Origin of the sequence: Bacillus sp. EU52 (genome assembly GCF_037964975.1) — a bacterium.
GTDB lineage: Bacteria > Bacillota > Bacilli > Bacillales > Bacillaceae > Bacillus > Bacillus subtilis.
Genome location: NZ_CP150177.1, coordinates 650,169 through 670,184, shown reverse-complemented (window position 1 = coordinate 670,184; position 20,016 = coordinate 650,169). Strand labels below are relative to the sequence as shown.

General features: G+C 45.7%; 18 protein-coding genes and 2 riboswitches. All 18 genes read right to left on the bottom strand.

Features of this window, described 5'->3' with window-relative positions:
- Positions 1-88 precede the first annotated feature (88 nt).
- Positions 89-1,519 (bottom strand): amidophosphoribosyltransferase, encoded by a 1,431-nt coding sequence (purF, locus tag NSU05_RS03495; protein WP_003233947.1) that lies wholly within the window; start codon positions 1,517-1,519, stop codon positions 89-91.
- The gene (gene purL, locus NSU05_RS03490; protein WP_038428523.1) at positions 1,495-3,723 is read right to left on the bottom strand and encodes a phosphoribosylformylglycinamidine synthase subunit PurL; all 2,229 of its coding nucleotides are present in this window, start codon (positions 3,721-3,723) and stop codon (positions 1,495-1,497) included. Before purL ends, purF begins: the two co-directional genes overlap by 25 nt.
- On the bottom strand, positions 3,707-4,390 hold the full coding sequence (gene purQ / locus NSU05_RS03485) for a phosphoribosylformylglycinamidine synthase subunit PurQ (RefSeq protein ID WP_038428522.1): 684 nt from the start codon (positions 4,388-4,390) through the stop codon (positions 3,707-3,709). Before purQ ends, purL begins: the two co-directional genes overlap by 17 nt.
- Positions 4,387-4,641 (bottom strand): phosphoribosylformylglycinamidine synthase subunit PurS, encoded by a 255-nt coding sequence (gene purS / locus NSU05_RS03480; protein ID WP_003219409.1) that lies wholly within the window; start codon positions 4,639-4,641, stop codon positions 4,387-4,389. The genes purQ and purS overlap by 4 nt, the downstream gene beginning before the upstream one ends.
- Positions 4,634-5,359: a phosphoribosylaminoimidazolesuccinocarboxamide synthase gene (gene purC, locus NSU05_RS03475; RefSeq protein ID WP_038428521.1), complete on the bottom strand. Its 726-nt coding sequence runs from the start codon at positions 5,357-5,359 to the stop codon at positions 4,634-4,636. Before purC ends, purS begins: the two co-directional genes overlap by 8 nt.
- Positions 5,360-5,432: 73 nt before the next feature.
- Positions 5,433-6,728, bottom strand: a complete 1,296-nt coding sequence (gene purB / locus NSU05_RS03470) for an adenylosuccinate lyase (RefSeq protein ID WP_003233955.1) — start codon at positions 6,726-6,728, stop codon at positions 5,433-5,435.
- Positions 6,725-7,867 carry a 5-(carboxyamino)imidazole ribonucleotide synthase gene (gene purK / locus NSU05_RS03465; protein WP_046160141.1) on the bottom strand — a complete coding sequence of 381 codons (1,143 nt, stop codon included), beginning with the start codon at positions 7,865-7,867 and terminating at the stop codon, positions 6,725-6,727. The genes purB and purK overlap by 4 nt, the downstream gene beginning before the upstream one ends.
- Positions 7,860-8,348, bottom strand: a complete 489-nt coding sequence (gene purE / locus NSU05_RS03460; RefSeq protein ID WP_003244134.1) for a 5-(carboxyamino)imidazole ribonucleotide mutase — start codon at positions 8,346-8,348, stop codon at positions 7,860-7,862. The genes purK and purE overlap by 8 nt, the downstream gene beginning before the upstream one ends.
- Before the next feature lie 141 nt (positions 8,349-8,489).
- Positions 8,490-8,591, bottom strand: a riboswitch (purine riboswitch).
- 79 nt (positions 8,592-8,670) lie between these two features.
- Positions 8,671-8,868, bottom strand: coding sequence for an NETI motif-containing protein (locus tag NSU05_RS03455; RefSeq protein WP_003219403.1), 198 nt, complete (start codon positions 8,866-8,868; stop codon positions 8,671-8,673).
- Complete coding sequence (locus tag NSU05_RS03450) at positions 8,868-9,422, bottom strand: DUF5698 domain-containing protein (RefSeq protein ID WP_015482896.1); 555 nt, start codon at positions 9,420-9,422, stop codon at positions 8,868-8,870. Before NSU05_RS03450 ends, NSU05_RS03455 begins: the two co-directional genes overlap by 1 nt.
- A gap of 213 nt (positions 9,423-9,635) precedes the next feature.
- Entirely contained in the window at positions 9,636-9,803 is a 168-nt protein-coding gene (locus NSU05_RS03445) for a Fur-regulated basic protein FbpA (protein ID WP_003244066.1), read from the bottom strand.
- 158 nt (positions 9,804-9,961) lie between these two features.
- A complete protein-coding gene (locus NSU05_RS03440; protein ID WP_014479057.1) occupies positions 9,962-10,765 on the bottom strand; it encodes a hypothetical protein in 804 nt (267 codons plus the stop codon).
- Positions 10,766-10,975: 210 nt separating this feature from the next.
- On the bottom strand, positions 10,976-12,298 hold the full coding sequence (gene pbuG / locus NSU05_RS03435) for a hypoxanthine/guanine permease PbuG (protein WP_038428518.1): 1,323 nt from the start codon (positions 12,296-12,298) through the stop codon (positions 10,976-10,978).
- Positions 12,299-12,433: 135 nt separating this feature from the next.
- Positions 12,434-12,535: riboswitch (purine riboswitch) on the bottom strand.
- A gap of 143 nt (positions 12,536-12,678) precedes the next feature.
- Positions 12,679-14,220, bottom strand: coding sequence for a glutamine-hydrolyzing GMP synthase (guaA, locus tag NSU05_RS03430; RefSeq protein WP_024571783.1), 1,542 nt, complete (start codon positions 14,218-14,220; stop codon positions 12,679-12,681).
- Between the two features lie 162 nt (positions 14,221-14,382).
- A complete protein-coding gene (locus tag NSU05_RS03425; RefSeq protein ID WP_038428517.1) occupies positions 14,383-16,596 on the bottom strand; it encodes a DUF4129 domain-containing transglutaminase family protein in 2,214 nt (737 codons plus the stop codon).
- A gap of 21 nt (positions 16,597-16,617) precedes the next feature.
- Positions 16,618-17,814 (bottom strand): DUF58 domain-containing protein, encoded by a 1,197-nt coding sequence (locus NSU05_RS03420; RefSeq protein WP_038428516.1) that lies wholly within the window; start codon positions 17,812-17,814, stop codon positions 16,618-16,620.
- On the bottom strand, positions 17,814-18,776 hold the full coding sequence (locus tag NSU05_RS03415; RefSeq protein ID WP_038428514.1) for a MoxR family ATPase: 963 nt from the start codon (positions 18,774-18,776) through the stop codon (positions 17,814-17,816). Before NSU05_RS03415 ends, NSU05_RS03420 begins: the two co-directional genes overlap by 1 nt.
- 349 nt (positions 18,777-19,125) lie before the next feature.
- Positions 19,126-19,998 carry a manganese transporter MneS gene (mneS, locus tag NSU05_RS03410; protein ID WP_003233995.1) on the bottom strand — a complete coding sequence of 291 codons (873 nt, stop codon included), beginning with the start codon at positions 19,996-19,998 and terminating at the stop codon, positions 19,126-19,128.
- Between the last annotated feature and the right edge of the window lie 18 nt (positions 19,999-20,016).

Sequence of the window (20,016 nt, the reverse complement as noted above, 5' to 3'; positions counted from 1 at the left end):
TTAAGGCGCTTTTCAAAGTATCTCCCCGAACGAGGGCAGAAAGAGAAAGGCAGCCGAACTGCGCTGCCTTTATGTCATTTTTCAAGTTTTATTTGGTTAATACTGCTTCTTTTACGTGAGGAAGCACTGTATCCTGGTAAATTTCAGTCGGATATTTTCCTGTAAAGCAAGCGAGACACTGTCCGCAATTCGAGTCATCGTATTTTCTGCCGATGCCTTTCAGCAGCCCTTCCACACTCAAAAATGAGAGGGTATCGGCTCCGATTTCCTGACGGATTTCTTCAACAGAATGCGAAGACGCGATCAGTTCTTCATGTGTGGAAGTGTCAATGCCGTAAAAGCACGGATGAGCGATCGGCGGTGAACTGATTTTCACATGCACCTCTGTCGCACCCGCTTCTCTTAGCATCGTGACAATCCGGCGGCTAGTTGTTCCTCGCACGATAGAGTCATCCACCATCACGACGCGTTTGCCTTCTACAACCCCGCGCACCGCAGACAGCTTCATTCTGACGCCTTGCTCACGCAGAGCCTGGGACGGCTGAATAAACGTTCTGCCAACATAGCGGTTTTTGATTAAACCGAGCTCATACGGAATGCCTGTTGCCTCTGCATAGCCGATCGCCGCAGAAATACTGGAATCCGGAACCCCGGTTACGACGTCGGCTTCAACTGCGGATTCCTGAGCCAGCATTTTTCCAAGGTTTTTACGGGCACTGTGCACATTAATACCGTCAATATTGCTGTCTGGTCTGGAGAAATAAATGTACTCCATGCTGCAAATGGAACGATTGATATTCATGGAAAAACGCTCTGATTTCATGCCTTCATCATTAATGATCAGCATTTCCCCCGGCTCTACCTCGCGAAGGTACGTTGCGCCGACGACGTCAAATGCGCATGTTTCTGATGCGACCACATAAGCATCGCCCATCATGCCGATGGATAGCGGTCTCAGCCCGTTCGGATCAAGTGCGACAATCATTTCTGTTTCGGTCATGATCAGGAACGCGTAGGCGCCTTTCAGCATAGAAAGCGAGTTTTTAATTTGATCCTTCAGCGTGAAGTGTCCGCTTCTTTTGATCAGGTGAGCCAAAACCTCTGTATCCGAAGAGGTTTGAAAGATGCTCCCTTGATTTTCGAGCTGCTGCTTCAGCTGAGTGGCGTTGACAAGATTTCCGTTATGAGCAAGCGCCAGGCTGCCGTTGTTTTGGGAACGGAAGAGGAGCGGCTGAACATTTTCGTATCCGCCGCCTCCAGCCGTTGCGTACCGAACGTGCCCGATAGCGCCTTTTCCCTTTACTTTGCTGAGTTCGCCGTTTTGAAATACTTCAGTGATCAGCCCTTGGCCTTTGTGAGCCGTCAGCTTTTCACCGTCAGTCGCTACGATGCCAGCGCCCTCCTGTCCTCGGTGCTGAAGGCTGTGGAGACCGTAATACGTGATCTGCGGGGCTTCTTCATGTCCCCAAATCCCAAAAACGCCGCATTCTTCATTTAAGCCTTTGATTTCAGCAAGCATGGGATAGCTCCTTTCCATACGCGTTCAAGCTCTTTCGTTTGCGCATGAATCATTTGTTGTCCGTCTTGATTTTGAATCGCCAGAATTCCGTCAGCTGTTACCTCACCAATATGAACTGCATCTTTGACAATTGCTTCAAACGCTTCTTGATGTTCTTTTTTCACTGAAACGACGAAGCGGGATTGAGATTCAGAGAATAATAACGCCGCTCCCCCTTCTACAGTCACATTAGCGCCAAGGTTTTCCGTCGTCATGACACTTTCCGCAATCGCTACACCTAAGCCGCCTTCAGACACATCATGCGCAGATTGAACGAAGCCTTTTTTAATCGCGTCAAGCAGTGCTTTTTGACGAGACAGCTCTACATCAAGATCGATTTGCGGGGCTTTGCCGTAAATACGGCCTTCTGTCATTTTTTGCAGCTCGCTTCCGGCAAACTCTGGTTTTGTTTCGCCGATCACATATACGAGATCTCCCGCTTGTTTGAAATGCTGTGTTGTAATGTGTGCTGTATCTTCAATTAAGCCGACCATGCCGATAACAGGTGTCGGATAGATCGCCGTGCCGTTTGATTCGTTATAAAGCGATACGTTACCGCCGATAACCGGTGTGCTGAGAACATTGCACGCTTCGCTTATGCCGTCTGCCGCTTTTTCGATCTGCCAGAAGATTTCCGGCTTCTCCGGGTTACCGAAGTTAAGGTTATCTGTGACCGCAAGCGGTTCTGCGCCTGAGCAAATGATGTTGCGCGCTGCTTCAGCGACAGCAATTTTCCCTCCGACTTCAGGATCAAGATAGAGATAACGCGCGTTACAGTCTGTCGTCATAGCCAGCGCCTTTTTCGTTCCGCGGATTCTGAGAACACCAGCATCAGACCCAGGAGCGACAACTGTATTCGTGCGCACCATGTAGTCATACTGATCATAAACCCACTCTTTACTCGCAATCGTCGGCTGCTGAAGAAGGGCCTTCAGCGTTTCATTCGCATCTTCAATTTGCGGAGCCGGAACGTCCGTTTCCAAAAACTCGCGATAGTAAGCAGGCTCTTGAGAAGGCTTATGGTAAACCGGTGCTTCTTCTGCCAAGGCATCAACAGGCAGCTCGCACACAACCTCTCCTTTATGTGTCAGGCGAAGCATTTTATCATCTGTCACATGTCCGACAGAAACCGCTTCAAGATCATACTTGTCAAAAATATCGATGATTTCCTGCTCACGTCCGCGCTCAATAACCAAAAGCATCCGTTCTTGTGATTCAGAAAGCATCATTTCATACGCGCTCATGCCTGTTTCGCGCTGAGGAATCAGGTCAAGGTTCATTTCAATGCCAGAACCGGCCTTACTTGCCATTTCTGCACTTGAGCTTGTTAAACCGGCAGCTCCCATATCCTGAATGCCGACTAAGGCGTCGCATTGGATGACTTCCAGACATGCTTCAAGCAAAAGCTTCTCCATAAACGGATCGCCGACTTGGACAGCAGAACGCTTTTCTTCAGACGAGTCTGACATTTCTTCAGAAGCAAACGTAGCGCCGTGGATGCCGTCACGCCCTGTTTTCGCTCCTACGTACATTACTGTGTTGCCGACACCCTTTGCCTGGCCTTTTTTGATGTCTTCATGGTTGATTAAACCGACGCACATTGCGTTGACGAGCGGATTTCCTTCATAGCTGCTGTCAAACTGCACTTCTCCGCCGACTGTCGGGATGCCGATACAGTTGCCGTATCCGGCGATACCCGCTACTACTTCTTCAAACAAGTACTTCACGCGGGGTGAAGTCAGTTCACCAAATCGAAGAGAGTTCAATACAGCGATTGGACGGGCACCCATTGAGAATACATCACGAATAATTCCGCCTACGCCAGTCGCAGCGCCTTGGTAAGGCTCGAGAGCTGATGGGTGGTTATGTGATTCAATTTTGAACACAACCGCTTGGTTATCACCGATATCAACGATTCCGGCGCCTTCCCCAGGCCCCTGCAGCACACGCTCGCCGCTTGTCGGGAATTTACGCAGAATCGGCTTTGAGTTTTTATAGCTGCAATGCTCAGACCACATGACAGAAAAAATCCCGATTTCTGTGTAGTTCGGCAATCTTCCAAGAATGGATTCTATCAATGCAAACTCATCATCACTGACACCCATTTGCTGATATAGTTTCTCTTCTTTTATTTGTTCTTTACTTGGTTCAAGCAGTAGTGACATGAGTTTCCCTCCAATTTTTCACGATAGACTGGAACAATTTAAGACCGTCGGCGCTTCCAAGCAGTTCATCGACCGCGCGCTCAGGATGAGGCATCATGCCTAATACGTTGCCTTTCTCATTGACGACACCGGCAATGTCGCTTACACTTCCATTGATATTAGATCCGTATGTGAAAGCAATTTGATTGTTTTCCTTTAATGAAGCAAGCGTCTCGTCATCACAATAGAAATTTCCTTCACCGTGGGCAACCGGGATTGTAATCGATTGTCCCTTTTCGTAGGAAGCTGTGAATAATGTTTCGTCGTTCTGAACAATTAATTCAACCGGACGGCAAATGAACTTCAGATCTTTGTTGCGTCTCATTGCGCCTGGCAGCAGCCCAAGCTCCTGTAAAATCTGGAATCCGTTGCAGACGCCAAGAACAGGTTTTCCTTCAGCCGCTGCTTGTTTGACAGCTGGCATAATATTCGCAAATCGGGCGATGGCGCCGCATCTTAAGTAATCACCGTAAGAAAACCCTCCCGGAATTAACACGCCGTCGAAGCCGTCAAGACTTGTTTCCTCATGCCAGACGTATTCCACTTCTTGGCCGAGCTCATCCTTTACAGCATGATACATATCGATATCACAGTTGGAGCCGGGTAACACAATCACCGCAAATTTCACTGTGCGACTACCTCCTCAACCTCATATCTGTAATCTTCAATCACTGTGTTCGCAAGAAGTTTTTCGCACATTTCTTTCACTAGCACGTCAAGATCACGGTCAGATTTTTCAATGGTAAGCTCCATGTATTTCCCGATGCGCACATCTTGAACTTCGTTGTAAGTCATGCTGTGCAAGGCATGCTGGACAGCGCTCCCTTGTGGATCTAGTACACTTTCTTTTAAGCTGACATAAACTTTTACTTTATACATGATGAATGCCTCCCAGTCTTTTGAAAATCTCTTCGTATGCGTCGGTTAAGCTTCCCAGATTGCGTCTGAATAAATCTTTATCCAGCTTTTCGTTCGTTTCTTTATCCCACAAGCGGCATGTGTCAGGAGAAATTTCATCCGCCAAAAGCACTTGCCCTTCTGCATCTAAACCGAATTCAAGCTTGAAATCTATTAATCTGACATGACAATCGCCGAAAATGCTTTGAAGCTCTTCATTTACTGTTTTTGTAATGGACTTAATGGTTTCTACCTGCTCAGGAGTCGCCGCTTTCAAAAGCCAAATATGATCTTCTGTGATGAGCGGATCACCCAGCGCGTCATCCTTGTAGTAAAACTCGATAATCGGCTGCTCAAGCTCCGTGCCTTCTGGAATGCCGAGACGTTTGGACATGCTTCCTGCCACAACATTTCTGACGACGACTTCAAGCGGCACAATCGTTACCTTTTTAATGAGCTGTTCCGTTTCCGAAATGCGCTCGATAAAATGATTGTTAATGCCCTTTGCATGAAGGTGTTTGAAAATTAAGCTTGAAATCTCGTTATTTAAGCGCCCTTTCCCGCTGATTTCTGCTTTTTTCTCGCCGTTAAAGGCAGTGGCGGAGTCTTTATACACGACATACAGCGTGTTTTCGTCATCGGTTTTGTAGATCTTTTTTGCTTTTCCTTCGTATAAAAGTTCATTCTTCACAATATTCACGGAAGGCCTCCTAACCCGAATGTTGGGAATTTTCAAACTGCGGCGGCTTAGAAGAAGCCGCTAAAAGCTTCTTCTATGCTAAACCTAAACGTTCAAAGATCAGATCAACATTTTTCAGATGGTAATTGTAATCAAAGCAGTCAGCAATTTTTTCTGGAGAAAGACGTGACGTGATTTTCTCTTCCGCTTCAACAAGCTCGCGGAACGGCACTTGTTTTTCCCACGCTTCCATTGCTTTCGGCTGAACTGTATCATAGGCTTCTTCACGAGTCAGGCCTGTGTCAATCAAAGCAAGCAGCACACGCTGAGAATAGATAAGACCGAGAGTGCGGTCCATGTTGCGCTTCATGTTTTCCGGGAAGACCGTTAAGTTCTTCACGATGTTGGAGAAGCGGTTCAGCATGTAGTTCAGCGCAATTGTCGCATCCGGAAGAATAATTCGTTCTGCTGAAGAATGAGAAATATCGCGCTCATGCCATAATGGAACATTTTCGTAAGCTGTCATCATGTAGCCGCGGATCACGCGCGCCATGCCTGTCATGTTTTCAGAGCCAATCGGATTTCGTTTATGCGGCATTGCAGATGAACCCTTTTGCCCTTTCGCGAAAAATTCCTCTACTTCACGTGTTTCACTCTTTTGCAGTCCGCGGATTTCCACAGCGAATTTCTCAATGCTTGTCGCGATCAAAGCAAGTGTTGCCATATAGTCAGCATGGCGGTCACGCTGAAGGGTTTGAGTGGAAATTGGTGCTGCTTTCAATCCGAGCTTCTCACAGACATATTGTTCAACAAATGGATCAATGTTCGCATATGTGCCGACAGCGCCAGAAATCTTTCCAACCTCGATGCCTGCTTTCGCTTGTTTGAAGCGCTCAAGATTACGTTTCATTTCTTCATGCCAAAGCGCAAGTTTTAAGCCGAAAGTTGTAGGCTCAGCGTGTACGCCGTGCGTGCGCCCCATCATGACTGTGTATTTATGTTCTTTTGCTTTTTCTTTAATAATGTCAACAAATCTCTCAAGATCCTTGAGCAAAATATCGTTTGCCTGTTTTAATAAGTAGGAAAGAGCCGTATCAACAACGTCAGTTGACGTTAATCCGTAGTGCACCCATTTTCTTTCTTCGCCCAGTGATTCGGAAACGGCGCGTGTAAAAGCGACAACGTCATGGCGCGTGTCCTTTTCGATTTCTAAAATGCGGTTGATGTCAAATGACGCGTTTTCGCGCATAACCTTTACATCTTCTTTCGGAATGACACCAAGCTCCGCCCACGCTTCACAGGCAAGAATCTCTACCTCCAGCCATGCTTGAAATCTGTTTTCATCCGTCCAAATCGCGGACATTTCAGGTCTTGAATAACGTTCGATCATTCTGCTTGTCCTCCGTCTCTATTCATCCATTGATTTGTGATCTCCTGAATCCATTCGTCTTCAGGCTGCTTCATAAATGTAATATGCCCCATTTTGCGGCCTTTTTTGATTTCATGTTTTCCGTATATATATAGCTTTGCCTCTTTTAAAAGCTCCGGGTCTTCCTCAACAAGCTTCACTTCATCGCCGAGAAGATTCACCATCATGCCCGGCTTCAGCAAATCTGTCTTCCCAAGCGGAAGCCCGCATACCGCTCTGATATGCTGCTCAAACTGGCTCGTCTCGCAAAGGTCCAGCGTATAATGCCCAGAATTGTGCGGTCTTGGCGCCAGTTCATTGACCAAAAGCTCTCCGTCCTCTGTCAGGAACATCTCAACAGCAAGCGGTCCGACAAGGTTAAGCTCATCTGCAAGCTTAACTGCGAGATCAGCAGCCTTCTGCTGAATCCCTTTCTCTACCCGTGCGGGCACGATGCTTTGGAAAAGAATATTGTTGTGGTGAATGTTTTCAGCTGTCGGAAATGTTGAAATTTCACCGTTTACCGATCTGACGACGATCACCGACAGTTCCATTTTAAAAGAAACCCAGCTTTCAAGAATGCAAGTTCCGTGTTCTAACAGAGCGGCTGCCTGCTCCATTTGCGCCTCTTCTTTTATCACAAATTGGCCTTTGCCGTCGTACCCGCCGCGGCATGTCTTCAGAACTGCGGGTAACCCGAGCTCCTGTACCGCCTGTTTCAATTCATTCTTTGTTTTGACGATGCTGTACGGTGCGACTTCACAGCCCGCGGATTGAATTGCTTTTTTCTCTGTTTCACGGTTTTGGGTAATGAGCAGCAGCTCACTTCCTTGCGGGAGATACGCATGATCTTTTAGCCAATGCAGCGCATCATAGTCGATGTTTTCAAACTCATATGTGATGATATCGCTGATTTCAGCCAATTTTCGAATCGCTTCACGGTCATTATAATGAGCGGTAATTTCGACATCCGCAACCTGCCCGCACGGCGAATCTTTCACCGGATCAACGACCGCGACTTTATACCCCATTTGTTTGGCGGACACAGCCATCATTTTCCCAAGCTGGCCGCCGCCGATAATGCCGATTACAGCTCCCGGATAGATGATTTGTTTAGACAAGCTGATCACTGCTTTCTAACACCGTCTGTTTTGTATTTTCTCTTCTCTCATCCAGCTTACGGGCAAGGTCTTCGTCAAATGCTGACAAAATTTGCGCCGCTAACAGGCCTGCGTTCACAGCACCCGCTTTGCCGATGGATGTTGTCGCAACAGGCACGCCTCCAGGCATTTGGACGATGGAAAGAAGTGAATCCATTCCGTTCAGCGCCTTGGACTGAACCGGAACTCCAATGACTGGCAGTGTTGTTTTCGCAGCCGTCATCCCTGGCAGATGCGCCGCTCCTCCGGCACCGGCAATAATCACCTTGATGCCTCTTTCTCTAGCAGTTTCAGCATATTCAAACATGAAATCAGGCGTCCGGTGAGCGGAAACGACCTTTTTTTCGTACGGAACATTGAGTTCGTCAAGTATGTCGCATGCGTGTTTCATTGTCTCCCAATCGGAAGTGCTTCCCATGATGATTCCTACTAGCGGCTGCATTCTGTTCCCCACCTTCTAATGCTTTTGTTTTCAGAAAATAAAAAATACCCGCTCTGCATTGCACTTATGAGGAAGCAATACAAACCGGGCATGGTACATGTATCGTCAGTCGTTCGCTTCTGCGATATATCCATGTCAGTTTTATCGATCACTTTCCTGCATAGTCCGGCAATTTACGGTTGCCGGGTAGAAACTTATGGGCCATATTCCCAAGATTATATGAGGTCGTGTTTTGATTTCATGTTTATCTTAACAACGGACATGGATAATGTCAACGATATTATCGAACGATACAAAAATTCATTCTACTAATGTTCGTGTTTTAGATCAATTTCCCTTCAAATACGATTTTTTTCCCGCACGGAACGATCTGAATTGACCCATTTTCCTTTTTTTCCATAAAAATAGGTTCTTCCATTCGCCTTACAGGCAGATATCCTTCTTCTTTCATTTGCTGAAGCACCGCATCAATCGTTTGCTGCTCTGTCACTTCAAACTTTTTCTTCTTCGGCTTTGCCATTATTCTTTAATTCTCCTCTTCTTCACCGCTTTGACCCAGAAGCCGCCGTGGATTGTTTTTGGTTCGTACGCAATAATAAAGGCTTTTGAATCAAGTGTTTTAATCGTATCATATAGCTGGAGTTCATATTTTCTCGGCGTCAGGATCTGAAGGGCTGTGCGGTCGCCTTCAAGCCCGCCTGCCACCCAGTTTGTCACGCCGTAGCCTTTTTCACGGAGCTGCTTCGGAAGATCAAGATCGAGCTCCTTCGTAATCACATTGACCATAATATAGCCAAGCGCCAATTTTTCTTCTATTTTCATGCCGACAATTACGCCAAGACCGTAACCGAGCGCGTACGCGATCACATTTTGAATCTGGTCTAAGTTATCGAGCACCAGACTCAGTCCTGTCACATAAACCAGTATTTCAATCGTACTGATGCCGGCCGCTAAATAACGCTGTCCTTTCAGCGTTAAAATCATTCTTATCGTAAAAAATGACACATAGACAATATTAATAATGAGAATTATGAGAACCATGGCTATCCCATTTGATAAGATGGTTTGCATCATTTTATTCATCCCCCTACTCTTCAGCTTGCACAAAGCATTCATATTCTACTAGAGAAATGAGCCGTTTACAATCAGCTTCGCCCGTAAGCTAAAGCAAAATATTTCGACATGCTTTTATGCGTTGAACAGTAGTAGTTTACCCTCTTTCTCGCCTTTTCAAAATCAAAACAAAAAAGCCCGCTTTTCAGCAGACTCACCTCTTTATATCTATTGTCAGATCTCTTTTTTCATTTTCTGAAGGGACTTGTATTCTTTCTCAAGCTCACTCAGCGTGTAGTCAGCAAGCTGTTCGCCTCTTCCTTGATAAAATTCCGAGAGCAGTAATTTGGTTTTTAAAAATTGCTTCTTTTGATTAATTGCTCGGCGAAGCACATCAGCCATGTCCATCATCCTCCTTAAACATAAAGGTTTTTGCGCTGGACGTTTTCAGCATTTTCCCCATCATACACGGGTTAATCCTACAAATCAACTATGTTTTTTAGATATATTTGTAAAAAGTGTGACATAAAAAAACCGGCTAGGATTAGCCGGTTTTTTCATTAAAGCGGAATCAGCGACGCCGTAAAATATTCAGAAATAAACGGCCAAGTCACTGCCGTAAACAGCAGCGCTATCGCAACCACTGCAAATACACAATAGATATAATCAATTGGTGCATCTTGTGCCGCCTGGTATACACGCTGTACATACAGCGCGATGATAAAAAAGATGGAAAACAAGATCAGCACCGTAAACAGTACTGTCAGCATTGGGATATTTACGATCGCAAAGATCAGCCAAAGGATTGAAACAGCAATTACCGGTACAAGCAATGAACCCAATACGGCAGCCGCTTCTCTGAACGTCACCTTCTGCTTCATCATATAGCGGGAGACAGCCCATATAGCAAAGACCATTACCGCGAAAAAGATCAGCAAATACACAAGAACAACTAAAAACCCGTCATAGAAAGCATGATGGCGTTCTCCGAAACCGAGCGGCCGATTCCAGCTTGCCTTTAACTGAAACCAATTCCCAATTGAAAAAATGATACTGAATATAAGCATTGAAATCAGACCGTACTTATAATGAGAAAAACCATCCGTTACGACAGTTTTCGCCGGAGATTTTAAAATCGAGAACGCAAAACCGCAATATCTGTTGATGGCTGCCCAAACAGACGCAAGCTTGTCTTTAACAGTTGATTCACCGCGTTCCTGGCGCGGTTTCTGCTTTTGTTTTTGCTTCTGCTTGCTTTGCCGGCTCGCCTTTCTGGACATTCTCGATAGCGGTTCTTCATCTGCATCTATTCTTTCACTCTGGTTAATTTCTTCTTCAAACGTTTCTTTTCTTTCTTCCGTCATGTCAGCAACTCCTATCAAAAAAATACGGCGGAATACCATTCAGCAAGAAAATAAAACACTTATATAAGGTACCGAAGCCTTCCTGAACAGTCAAGTCATTTCCATTTAAGTAAAGCATGGCGGCACATCTACATGACGGTATATCGTATGAAATGGTTTTATCTTTTGCAACAAAAAAACCAGCTGCCAGTGCAGCTGGTTTTTCATTCCTTATTTTAAGAAGATAAAGTACAGGATAAATACGACAAACAGCCCGTACATGATTGGATGAACCTCTTTTGCTTTTCCTTTGCACACCATTGTAATCGGATAGAAAATAAATCCGATGGCAATACCAGTCGCGATGCTGTACGTTAACGGCATCATGATCATGGTAAGGAAAGCAGGAACGGCCACTTCGAACTTATCCCAAGCGATTTTGCCAAGCGGCGCCACCATCAATGCACCAACAATAATAAGCGCCGGCGCTGTTACATTTGACGTAACGACTGATAGGAGCGGAGAGAAAAACGTAGCCAGTAAAAAGAGAATCCCTGTTACAATTGCGGCAAATCCTGAACGGGCACCCGCAGCGACACCTGAGCTTGATTCCACGTAAGAAGTTGTTGTAGACGTACCAAGCACGGCACCGATCACAATAGAAGATGAATCAGCTAAAAGCGCACGGCCCGCACGCGGCAATTTGTTTTCCTTCATTAAACCAGCTTGTGTTGCCACAGCAACAAGTGTACCAGCTGTATCAAAAAATCCGACAAACAAGAATGTTAAAATAACGATCAGCATTTGTACAGAGAAAATATCCGGGAGGTGAATCCACGCTTGTCCGAAAGTCGGCGCAAGGCTTGGCACACTGCCGATAATTTGAGTCGGAACCGGAACCAAACCGAAAATCATGCCGGCTACCGCTGTTAATAGCATCCCGATAAACACGCCTGCGTTCACGCGAAGCACCATTAAAATAACCGTGACAATCACACCGAAAATCGTTAACAGCACAGGACCGCTGTGAATGTTTCCGATCGTGACGAGCGTAGAAGGATTTGCAGTAATGATTCCTGAGCCTTGTAAGCCAACGAATGTAATAAACAGGCCGATCCCCGCACCGACTGCCAATTTCAGCTCAGGCGGAATGGCGTTGATGATTTTTTCACGAAAACCTGTTAAAGAAAGAGCAACGAAAATAAGACCTGAAATAAAAACACCGGACAAAGCTGCCTGCCATGAAATACCCATACCAAGGACAACAGAAAACGCAAAAAACGCGTTCAGCCCCATACCCGGCGCAATGGCAATCGGATATCTCGCTATTAATCCCATTAAGATACATCCTGCTGCAGACGCCAGCGCTGTCGCCGTAAAGACTGCACCCTGGTCAATTCTCAGCGCCTCCGGAAAATCTTTCACGCTCTCCAAAGCAAGCGTAATCGGATTGACGAACAAAATATATGCCATAGATAAAAAAGTCGTTAACCCGCCAATGATTTCATTGCGATAGCTGGTGCCCAGCTCATCAAACTGAAAATACTTTTTCAAGCTATTTGACTCCCTTCACTCTTTGCTATTTATTCTGTCCTGAAAACGCCAAATAAAAAACGTCCCAATACATTTTGGGACGCTTGACTACAGACGGATTTCAGTTTGAATAAATAAACGTGTTTTATTTATATCAAACGAAAGAAATGTTTACGTAGTCAAGCCATTTACGGTAGCTTGGTAGAGACTTGCGAGCCATATTCCCGCGATTATACGAATTCATCTTATTTGATTTCTGTGTCTATTGTACCAACTTCATTTTGAAAAAACAATACAAAAAGCGAACAATAGTCACACAAAATCGGATTTTGTTCGTAATAAACAAATAAAACCATCTTCCCGGCAAAATTGCCAAAAAGATGGTTTCCATTAATTGATTCTTATTCCCACTCAATCGTCGCAGGCGGCTTACTTGTAATATCGTACACCACGCGGTTAATGTGCTTCACTTCGTTTACGATACGTGTCGAAATGACTTCAAGCACATCCCACGGGATACGCGCCCAGTCAGATGTCATGCCGTCGATTGATGTAACGGCACGGATTCCGATTGTGTAATCATATGTTCTTGCGTCACCCATAACACCAACGCTGCGAATGTCAGGAAGAACAGTGAAGTATTGCCAGATATCACGCTCTAAGCCGTGATTTGCAATTTCTTCACGCAAGATTGCATCTGATTCACGAACGATTTCAAGTTTTTCTTCTGTTACTTCGCCAAGAACACGGATTCCGAGTCCCGGTCCTGGGAACGGCTGACGCCATACGATTTCATCCGGAATGCCGAGCTCTGTGCCAAGCGCGCGCACTTCGTCTTTGAAAAGCGTGTTTAACGGCTCGATCAGCTCAAACTGCATGTCTTCAGGAAGTCCGCCGACATTGTGGTGAGATTTGATCGTTTGTGCCGTTGCTGTACCGCTCTCGATGATATCTGTGTAAAGCGTACCTTGTGCAAGGTAGTCGATGCCTTTGAGCTTGTCCGCTTCATCATCAAACACGTAAATGAATTCATTACCGATGATTTTGCGTTTTTGCTCAGGATCAGAAACGCCTTTTAGTTTATCTAAGAATCGATCTTGTGCGTCTACTTTAATCACGTTCATGTTAAAGCCTTCGCTGAATGTTTTCATAACACCCTCAGCTTCGCCTTTACGGAGAAGACCATGGTCTACAAAGATACAAGTCAGCTGGTCGCCGATCGCTTTATGAATCAAAACAGCAACAACAGAGGAATCAACGCCGCCGCTTAGCGCGCAAAGAACCTGTTTGTCTCCGACCGTTTCACGGATTTTTTGCATTTCGATTTCGATAAAGTTCTCCATTGACCATTCGCCTTCGCATTCGCAAACACCGAATACAAAGTTTTTCAGAAGATCATTGCCGTATTCGGAGTGGCGCACTTCCGGGTGGAACTGAACGCCGTACCATTTTTTGTCTGCTTTGCTCATTGCTGAGTTCGGGCAGTGATGGCTTGTCGCGTCAACAGTGAAGCCTTCAGGAACTTCTACAACCAAATCGCCGTGGCTCATCCAAACCACTTGTTCATTCGGAAGATCTCTGAACAAATCAGGTGTGCCTTCGATGTGGATGTTTGCTTTTCCGTATTCACGCTGGCTTGCCGCTTCAACTTTACCGCCAAGGTAATGAGTCATCAGCTGCATGCCGTAACAAATTCCCAAAACAGGAATATCAAGCTCGAAAATTTTCTCGTCACAGCGGAAAGAGTTTTCATCATACACACTGTTTGGACCGCCGGATAAAATAATTCCTTTTGGATTCATTTTTTTAATTTCTTCAGCCGTCAATGTATGTGGATGCAGCTCGCTGTATACACCGAATTCACGGATACGGCGTGTAATCAGCTGGTTATACTGACTGCCGAAATCAAGGACAAGAATCATTTCATTCACTAACTTTGTCATGGTTGTCACCTAATCTCCTCTAAGTTTTTTGACACAGAAAAAAACGAGGACAGATATGAAGCTCGCTCCGCCCTCTTTGGCAAGGCCGTTTGCCGGAGTCAGGCCAACTCGCTCCCAGACTCCGATAATATTCACTAATTCTAACAACACGTCGATAAGTGGTCAAGACCATCTTCTTTTAATTAAATTTTCCCATAACTCTCTCGAATCATTCCATAGCGCCGAAGAATCTTCATTTCTGTAAAGCGCCCTTTCATAGCTTAATGTCAGCTTTGACATGTCTTCTATGTCGTATTTTTCATCGATTCGTTTTGCATAATCACGCAGCGTTTCACTGTCTCGTTTCGGCAGTCCTTTTCTCTTCAGTTGTTTCAGCAGCGCGCCATATGCCTCAAAAAACGCGTGCTGATCGCTGCGCCGCTTCAATTTCCTCACGGCGAAAACAGGAATCCATAACGAGCGGAAAACATACAGCAATACAGCTGCCACCAGGAGGACTGCAAGAACCGCAAGCGCTGCATACAAGCCCGCACCGGCATTGGTAAGCGAAGCGGACGGCTTTTTAGAAACAGCTGGCTCCCGCTTTTCCTTTTGTTTTTCCTCTTTTTGCGGCTGTTTTTTCTCTTCTTTCTGCTTCTCTTTTGCTTTCTTCGGCGAGCTGCTGTTATCGCTGCCGGAGTCCTTTGTGTAAGAAGAAGTAAATTCAGCCGGATTTGTAAACCCTTTAGTCGGCTCAAATGTAACCCAGCCCTGTTCCGGGAAATACACCTCTACCCAGGAATGGGCATTGTTATTTGTCACTTCGTAGATGCTGCCATTTTTGTTTCCTGCTTCTTTGTATTCGCCGGACGTATAACCCTTTACCCAGCGGGCCGGAATCCCGGCCGAGCGCAAGAGCACCACCATGGCGGAAGAAAAGTTATCACAATAACCCATTTTCGTTTCAAAGAGAAATTGATCGACATAATCTTCATCATTCTTAGGAATGGTCACGTTTTCTGTTTCATATGTGAACGCATTTGACCCTAAATAGTCCTCAACCGCTTTCACCTTATCAAACATATTGTCGTGATCCTGAGTCAGTTTGATCGCAAGGGTTCTCACCCGCTCTGGCAGTGAATCTGGAAGCTGCATGTAGCGATCGCTGAATGTGTACTCCTCACTGTTTTTTCTCACTTTTACCTTTCTCAGTTCATCCAGCTTATAGACCGGGGAATTGTACGTTACAGTATAATTTCCCATATTTCTGATTTCACCGGCTTGTTCACTGATCGGAGAAATTTGCTCCGTGTTGCCGTTCATTTCAAGTGAGACAGCCTGCTTTGGCTGAATGGTTTCCGCACCAATCGGATACATCAGATGATTATACCCGTAGTGCTTATCGACTTTTACACGGACGGTGCGGCGCTCTGTCGCAACCTTATGGTCAAACCACAGATTTTCAACTTTTCCTCTGCTAAGCTGATACGACATGCCTGTGTCTGTTTCAATCCAGCCTTTTCCGGTATACGTGTCCTTCGTTTCCACACGGAAATACGTACGCTCTTTTCCCTGCCATGTAAAAACAGGTGTAGCATCCTGCTGGAACGGGCCGCCGAGTGATTCATCATGATTCCCGTATCCGATTTTGCTTTCCCCTGCAGACACGCGGTCTTGATGAGTGATTTTTTTAAGAAAAGGCACCGGATCAGGCCAAGCTGGATCTGATTTTGGAGCGGCGAGTCCGAATCCCGTTGCAGCCAAAACCAATACAGATAAAGGAAGAAACCATTTCAGGACAGATGTTTTTGGCAGTGTGATTCTTTCCATCAGCTTAATGCGCTCCAAGTATAAAAGGCCCAGCATAAAGAAGCCGATCAGCACGATACGGATGACGGCAAAAGTAGCATCATATGGCGTAAAGGTATCAAGAATCGTAATATACGCTACTGTCATCATAAAGAAAAACAAAATTCTTCTCTGGTAAATCACCCAATAATGCAGGAGATAGACCAGCAGCCACAGCAGCACAAAAAACAGCAGGGTCCGAAATGAAGGAATCATCTCATTCCATTGCCCAGATTGAATCAGCGTGATATTCAGATAGACATCCTGCAAAAAAGAGCTGACCCAGCTCAAGTCGAATATAGATTCTTGATAAAACAGGATGTGTATCGAGATCAATGTAAATATGACACAAAAAGGAACGGTGACAAACCACCTCATCCTGAAAAAAGTCAGCAGAAACGTCAAACCGATAAAGACACTAAAAAAGCCTGTATGTTTCGTTTCAGTAAAACTGTCAAGCGGCCTGAGCCACTCCCACAGCAATAAAAAAGCCAGAAAATAAAATAACAGCAAGCTCAAACGGCTTCCCTTGTGATCATCGTGCGGCATGTGAACCAGTCACCTCTCTTTCTAAACAACACGCAAAACTCGCCCGCCCCTCATGACCCGAACTCTGATTTGGCGTTTCATCATGCGTTCAATCATGACATTTTCAGCTTGAGAGAGCTCAGCATCTTTCTCTTTTGCCAGTATCACCGTAACCCGGCCGCCTCCTATTTCTGCGAGGTGCAGCATATCTTCCGTTAACTGTCCCGTGACAACAACTTGATCAGCTTGGCGAACAGATGGCTTTCCCAGCTCTTCCCGTGCATATCGGCTTATCGGGTCTGCCGCATCACAATGAGCGATGGCTAAATGCCGAAGCATGTGCTTAAAATGCTGATCCCCTTCCTGAATAGGGAAAATGTTTTTTTCCTTTCCGATGGAAGCCAAGCCAGCACCCGCGCCGTTTTTTAAAACAGAATGAAGAATCGAAGCTGTCACTGAAACGACCTCTTCGAATGCGTCTGAGGAAAAACGGTCCATCAGCAGAAACAGATTTTTGCTGCGAGAAGGCTCAAATTCCTTCGTCATCAGCTGGCTCCGCCGTGCAGATGTCTTCCAATCTAACGCAGCAAACCGGTCTCCCGGCTGATAATTCCGCACACTTGCTGCGACTGAGGAATGGTGCTGATGAATTGGAGAAGAACCGCTTACACCGTCTTCCTGATGCCTCTCATTCACCTGATAGGAAAAACGCTGATAGAATGGATAAACAAACAGGGTATCATCCAGCTCAAAAAATGCAGTTTTTTCAATTAAGCCAAGAACATCCCCGGTTCGCACCCTGACAGAATGAAAGTGATGCTCTCCGCGCGGTACCCGAGCTAATTCATACGACATCGTCATGCTCCGTTTAAACCAAGGAAAAACGAGCCGTTTGGCCGCGGCTCCGTCTCGATTTAATGACTCGATACCTTCTGGCAGGCAATCTTCAATCACCATATACATCAGCGGAAATGGCAGCTTTCTTCTCAGCGTAACCGTTACGCCCAGCCTGTCCCCCGCATGCAATTGTGTTTTATCCATTTGCCTTGAAGCCTGAAAAGAACGGAGCGGATACAAGGCCAACAGCCCGGCATACAAGACAAAAGGGAGAAACGCGTAAAACAAAAACCAGCTGACAAAGCCGCCCTGAAACATCGCATAAGAAAAAACAGCAGCCGTCAATAAAGTTAATATAATCAGCTTCCAACCATATATGAGCCATTGCCATTTCTTATTCATCAGCGGACCGACGACCTTTGAACCGGCACCTTCACAGCTGACATGATCTCCCTTACGATCGCTTCTGCCTGAATCCCTTCAAATTTTGCCTCAGGATGAAGCATCATCCGGTGCGGCAGCGTGAAAGGAGCTAAATATTGAATATCATCCGGTATGACATAGTCGCGATGATGCAGCAGCGCGTATGCCTGTGCCGCTTTCATGAGGGCGATTGAGCCGCGCGGACTGACGCCTAATTGAACAGAAGGATGCTGTCTCGTTTTCTGCACAATTTCAACGATATATTCCTTAATGCTGTTATCAGCACGGACATTTTGCACTTCCCTCTGTAAACAGATGAAGTCTTCTTTTGCAATAACCGGCTCAAGCGTCTCAATCGGATGGCTTTTTTCCTGAAGAGATAAGACGTCAAGCTCTTCATTAAAGGACGGATAACCCATCCGAAGTTTGAATAAAAAACGGTCAAGCTGAGCTTCCGGCAAAGGATAGGTCCCTTCATATTCGACCGGGTTTTGCGTTGCCATCACAAAAAACGGATCGGCAAGCTGCATCGTATGGCCATCTACCGTGACGCTCCCCTCTTCCATCGCTTCGAGCAAAGCCGACTGTGTCTTCGGAGAGGTACGGTTGATTTCATCTGCCAGCACGATATTTCCCATAATTGGGCCGGGACGATATTCAAACTCCATCGTTTTCGCATTATAGATAGATACCCCTGTTACATCAGATGGCAGCAAATCCGGAGTGAATTGGATTCTTTTGAAATCGGCGCCGATTGACTTTGCCAGCGCGCGGACCATCATCGTTTTTCCGACTCCGGGTACATCCTCAAGCAGCACATGCCCTTTGGCAAGAAGGGCTGCTAAGCTGAGTATGGCGATGTCTCGTTTTCCAACCATTACTCTATTAATATGTTCAACTGCTTTCCCCAGCAAAGGATGCAGGTCTTCTTGATATGCCATTCTTTTCCTCCTAGTCATCTACAAAATTCATCATAATGTAACCTAACTTTACCACAAAAAGCAATCTGTATAAAAAAACGATTCTAGCAAATTGTTTCCAATAAAGCTGGCCAAAACACACAAAAAAGCTTCCTGTGGCAGGAAGCTCCAGATTGTTGACAAAATCCTAAAATGGCTTTCATTTTAGGGTTTTGTCATCTTTTCAGCGTGATTGAAAACCCTTGAAGTCTAGGAAGGACGAGCATAGGAGCGGAGCGAATGTTCTAATTCGTGAGCACCGAAGCGCAGACCTGACAACGAATGCGAGGGTTTGTCGACACGCTGAAGCTTCCTGTGACAGGAAGCTCCATTATTTTTGTTCTAAAGGCTCCATATGAACATGCGAATAATCAATCGCATGCTCCTCCTTCATTCTCCGCTCAATTTCATTGGCTATATCGTGGCTTTCCGTAATATTTAAATCTGCCGATACCTCAACCACCACATCAACATGAACCGTACTGCCCAAGTATCTTGCTTTTATGTCTTTTAAACGGCTCACACCGGAGATTTTTTCGATTGTCTGTTTATAAGCGGAAATGTCCTTTATGTCGAATCCATCTGTCAAAGAGTGAGATGACTCTTTAAAGATATCCCATGCGGTCTTGCAAATAAGCAGACCGATCACAAACGCAGTGACCGTATCAATCCAAGCAAGATGGAATTGAGCAGCCACAATGCCGATAAATGTGCCGATACTGACGAATGCGTCTGATTTATTATCAGCAGCCGCAGCAAGGAGCGCCTGGCTCTTCACCTTTTTGGCCAGCCTTTTATTGTACCGGTAAACGATCAGCATCAGGACTGCCCCGCCCGCTGCCGTCCAAGCCGCAATCATATCTGGCGTCTCTTGTTTAGCAGAAAAAATAGATTCTCCGGCGCTGAACAGCACTTGCAGTCCGACAACCATCATAATAAACGATGCGATAAGCGATGCAATCGTTTCCGCTCGAAAGTGGCCGTATGGATGATCTTCGTCAGGAGGCTTTTGAGAGATGCGCAGGCCAATCAGCACAGCAACAGAAGCAATAATGTCAGTTGTGTTATTTAACCCGTCTGCCGTAAGTGCTTCCGAGTGAAAAAGATAACCGATGATCAGTTTAATTGCGGAAAGAACTAGATACGCGGCAATGCTGACCAGCGCTCCGGATTCTCCCTTTTTCAGTTCATCATATCTCTCCATACAAAACCTCCTCTCGCT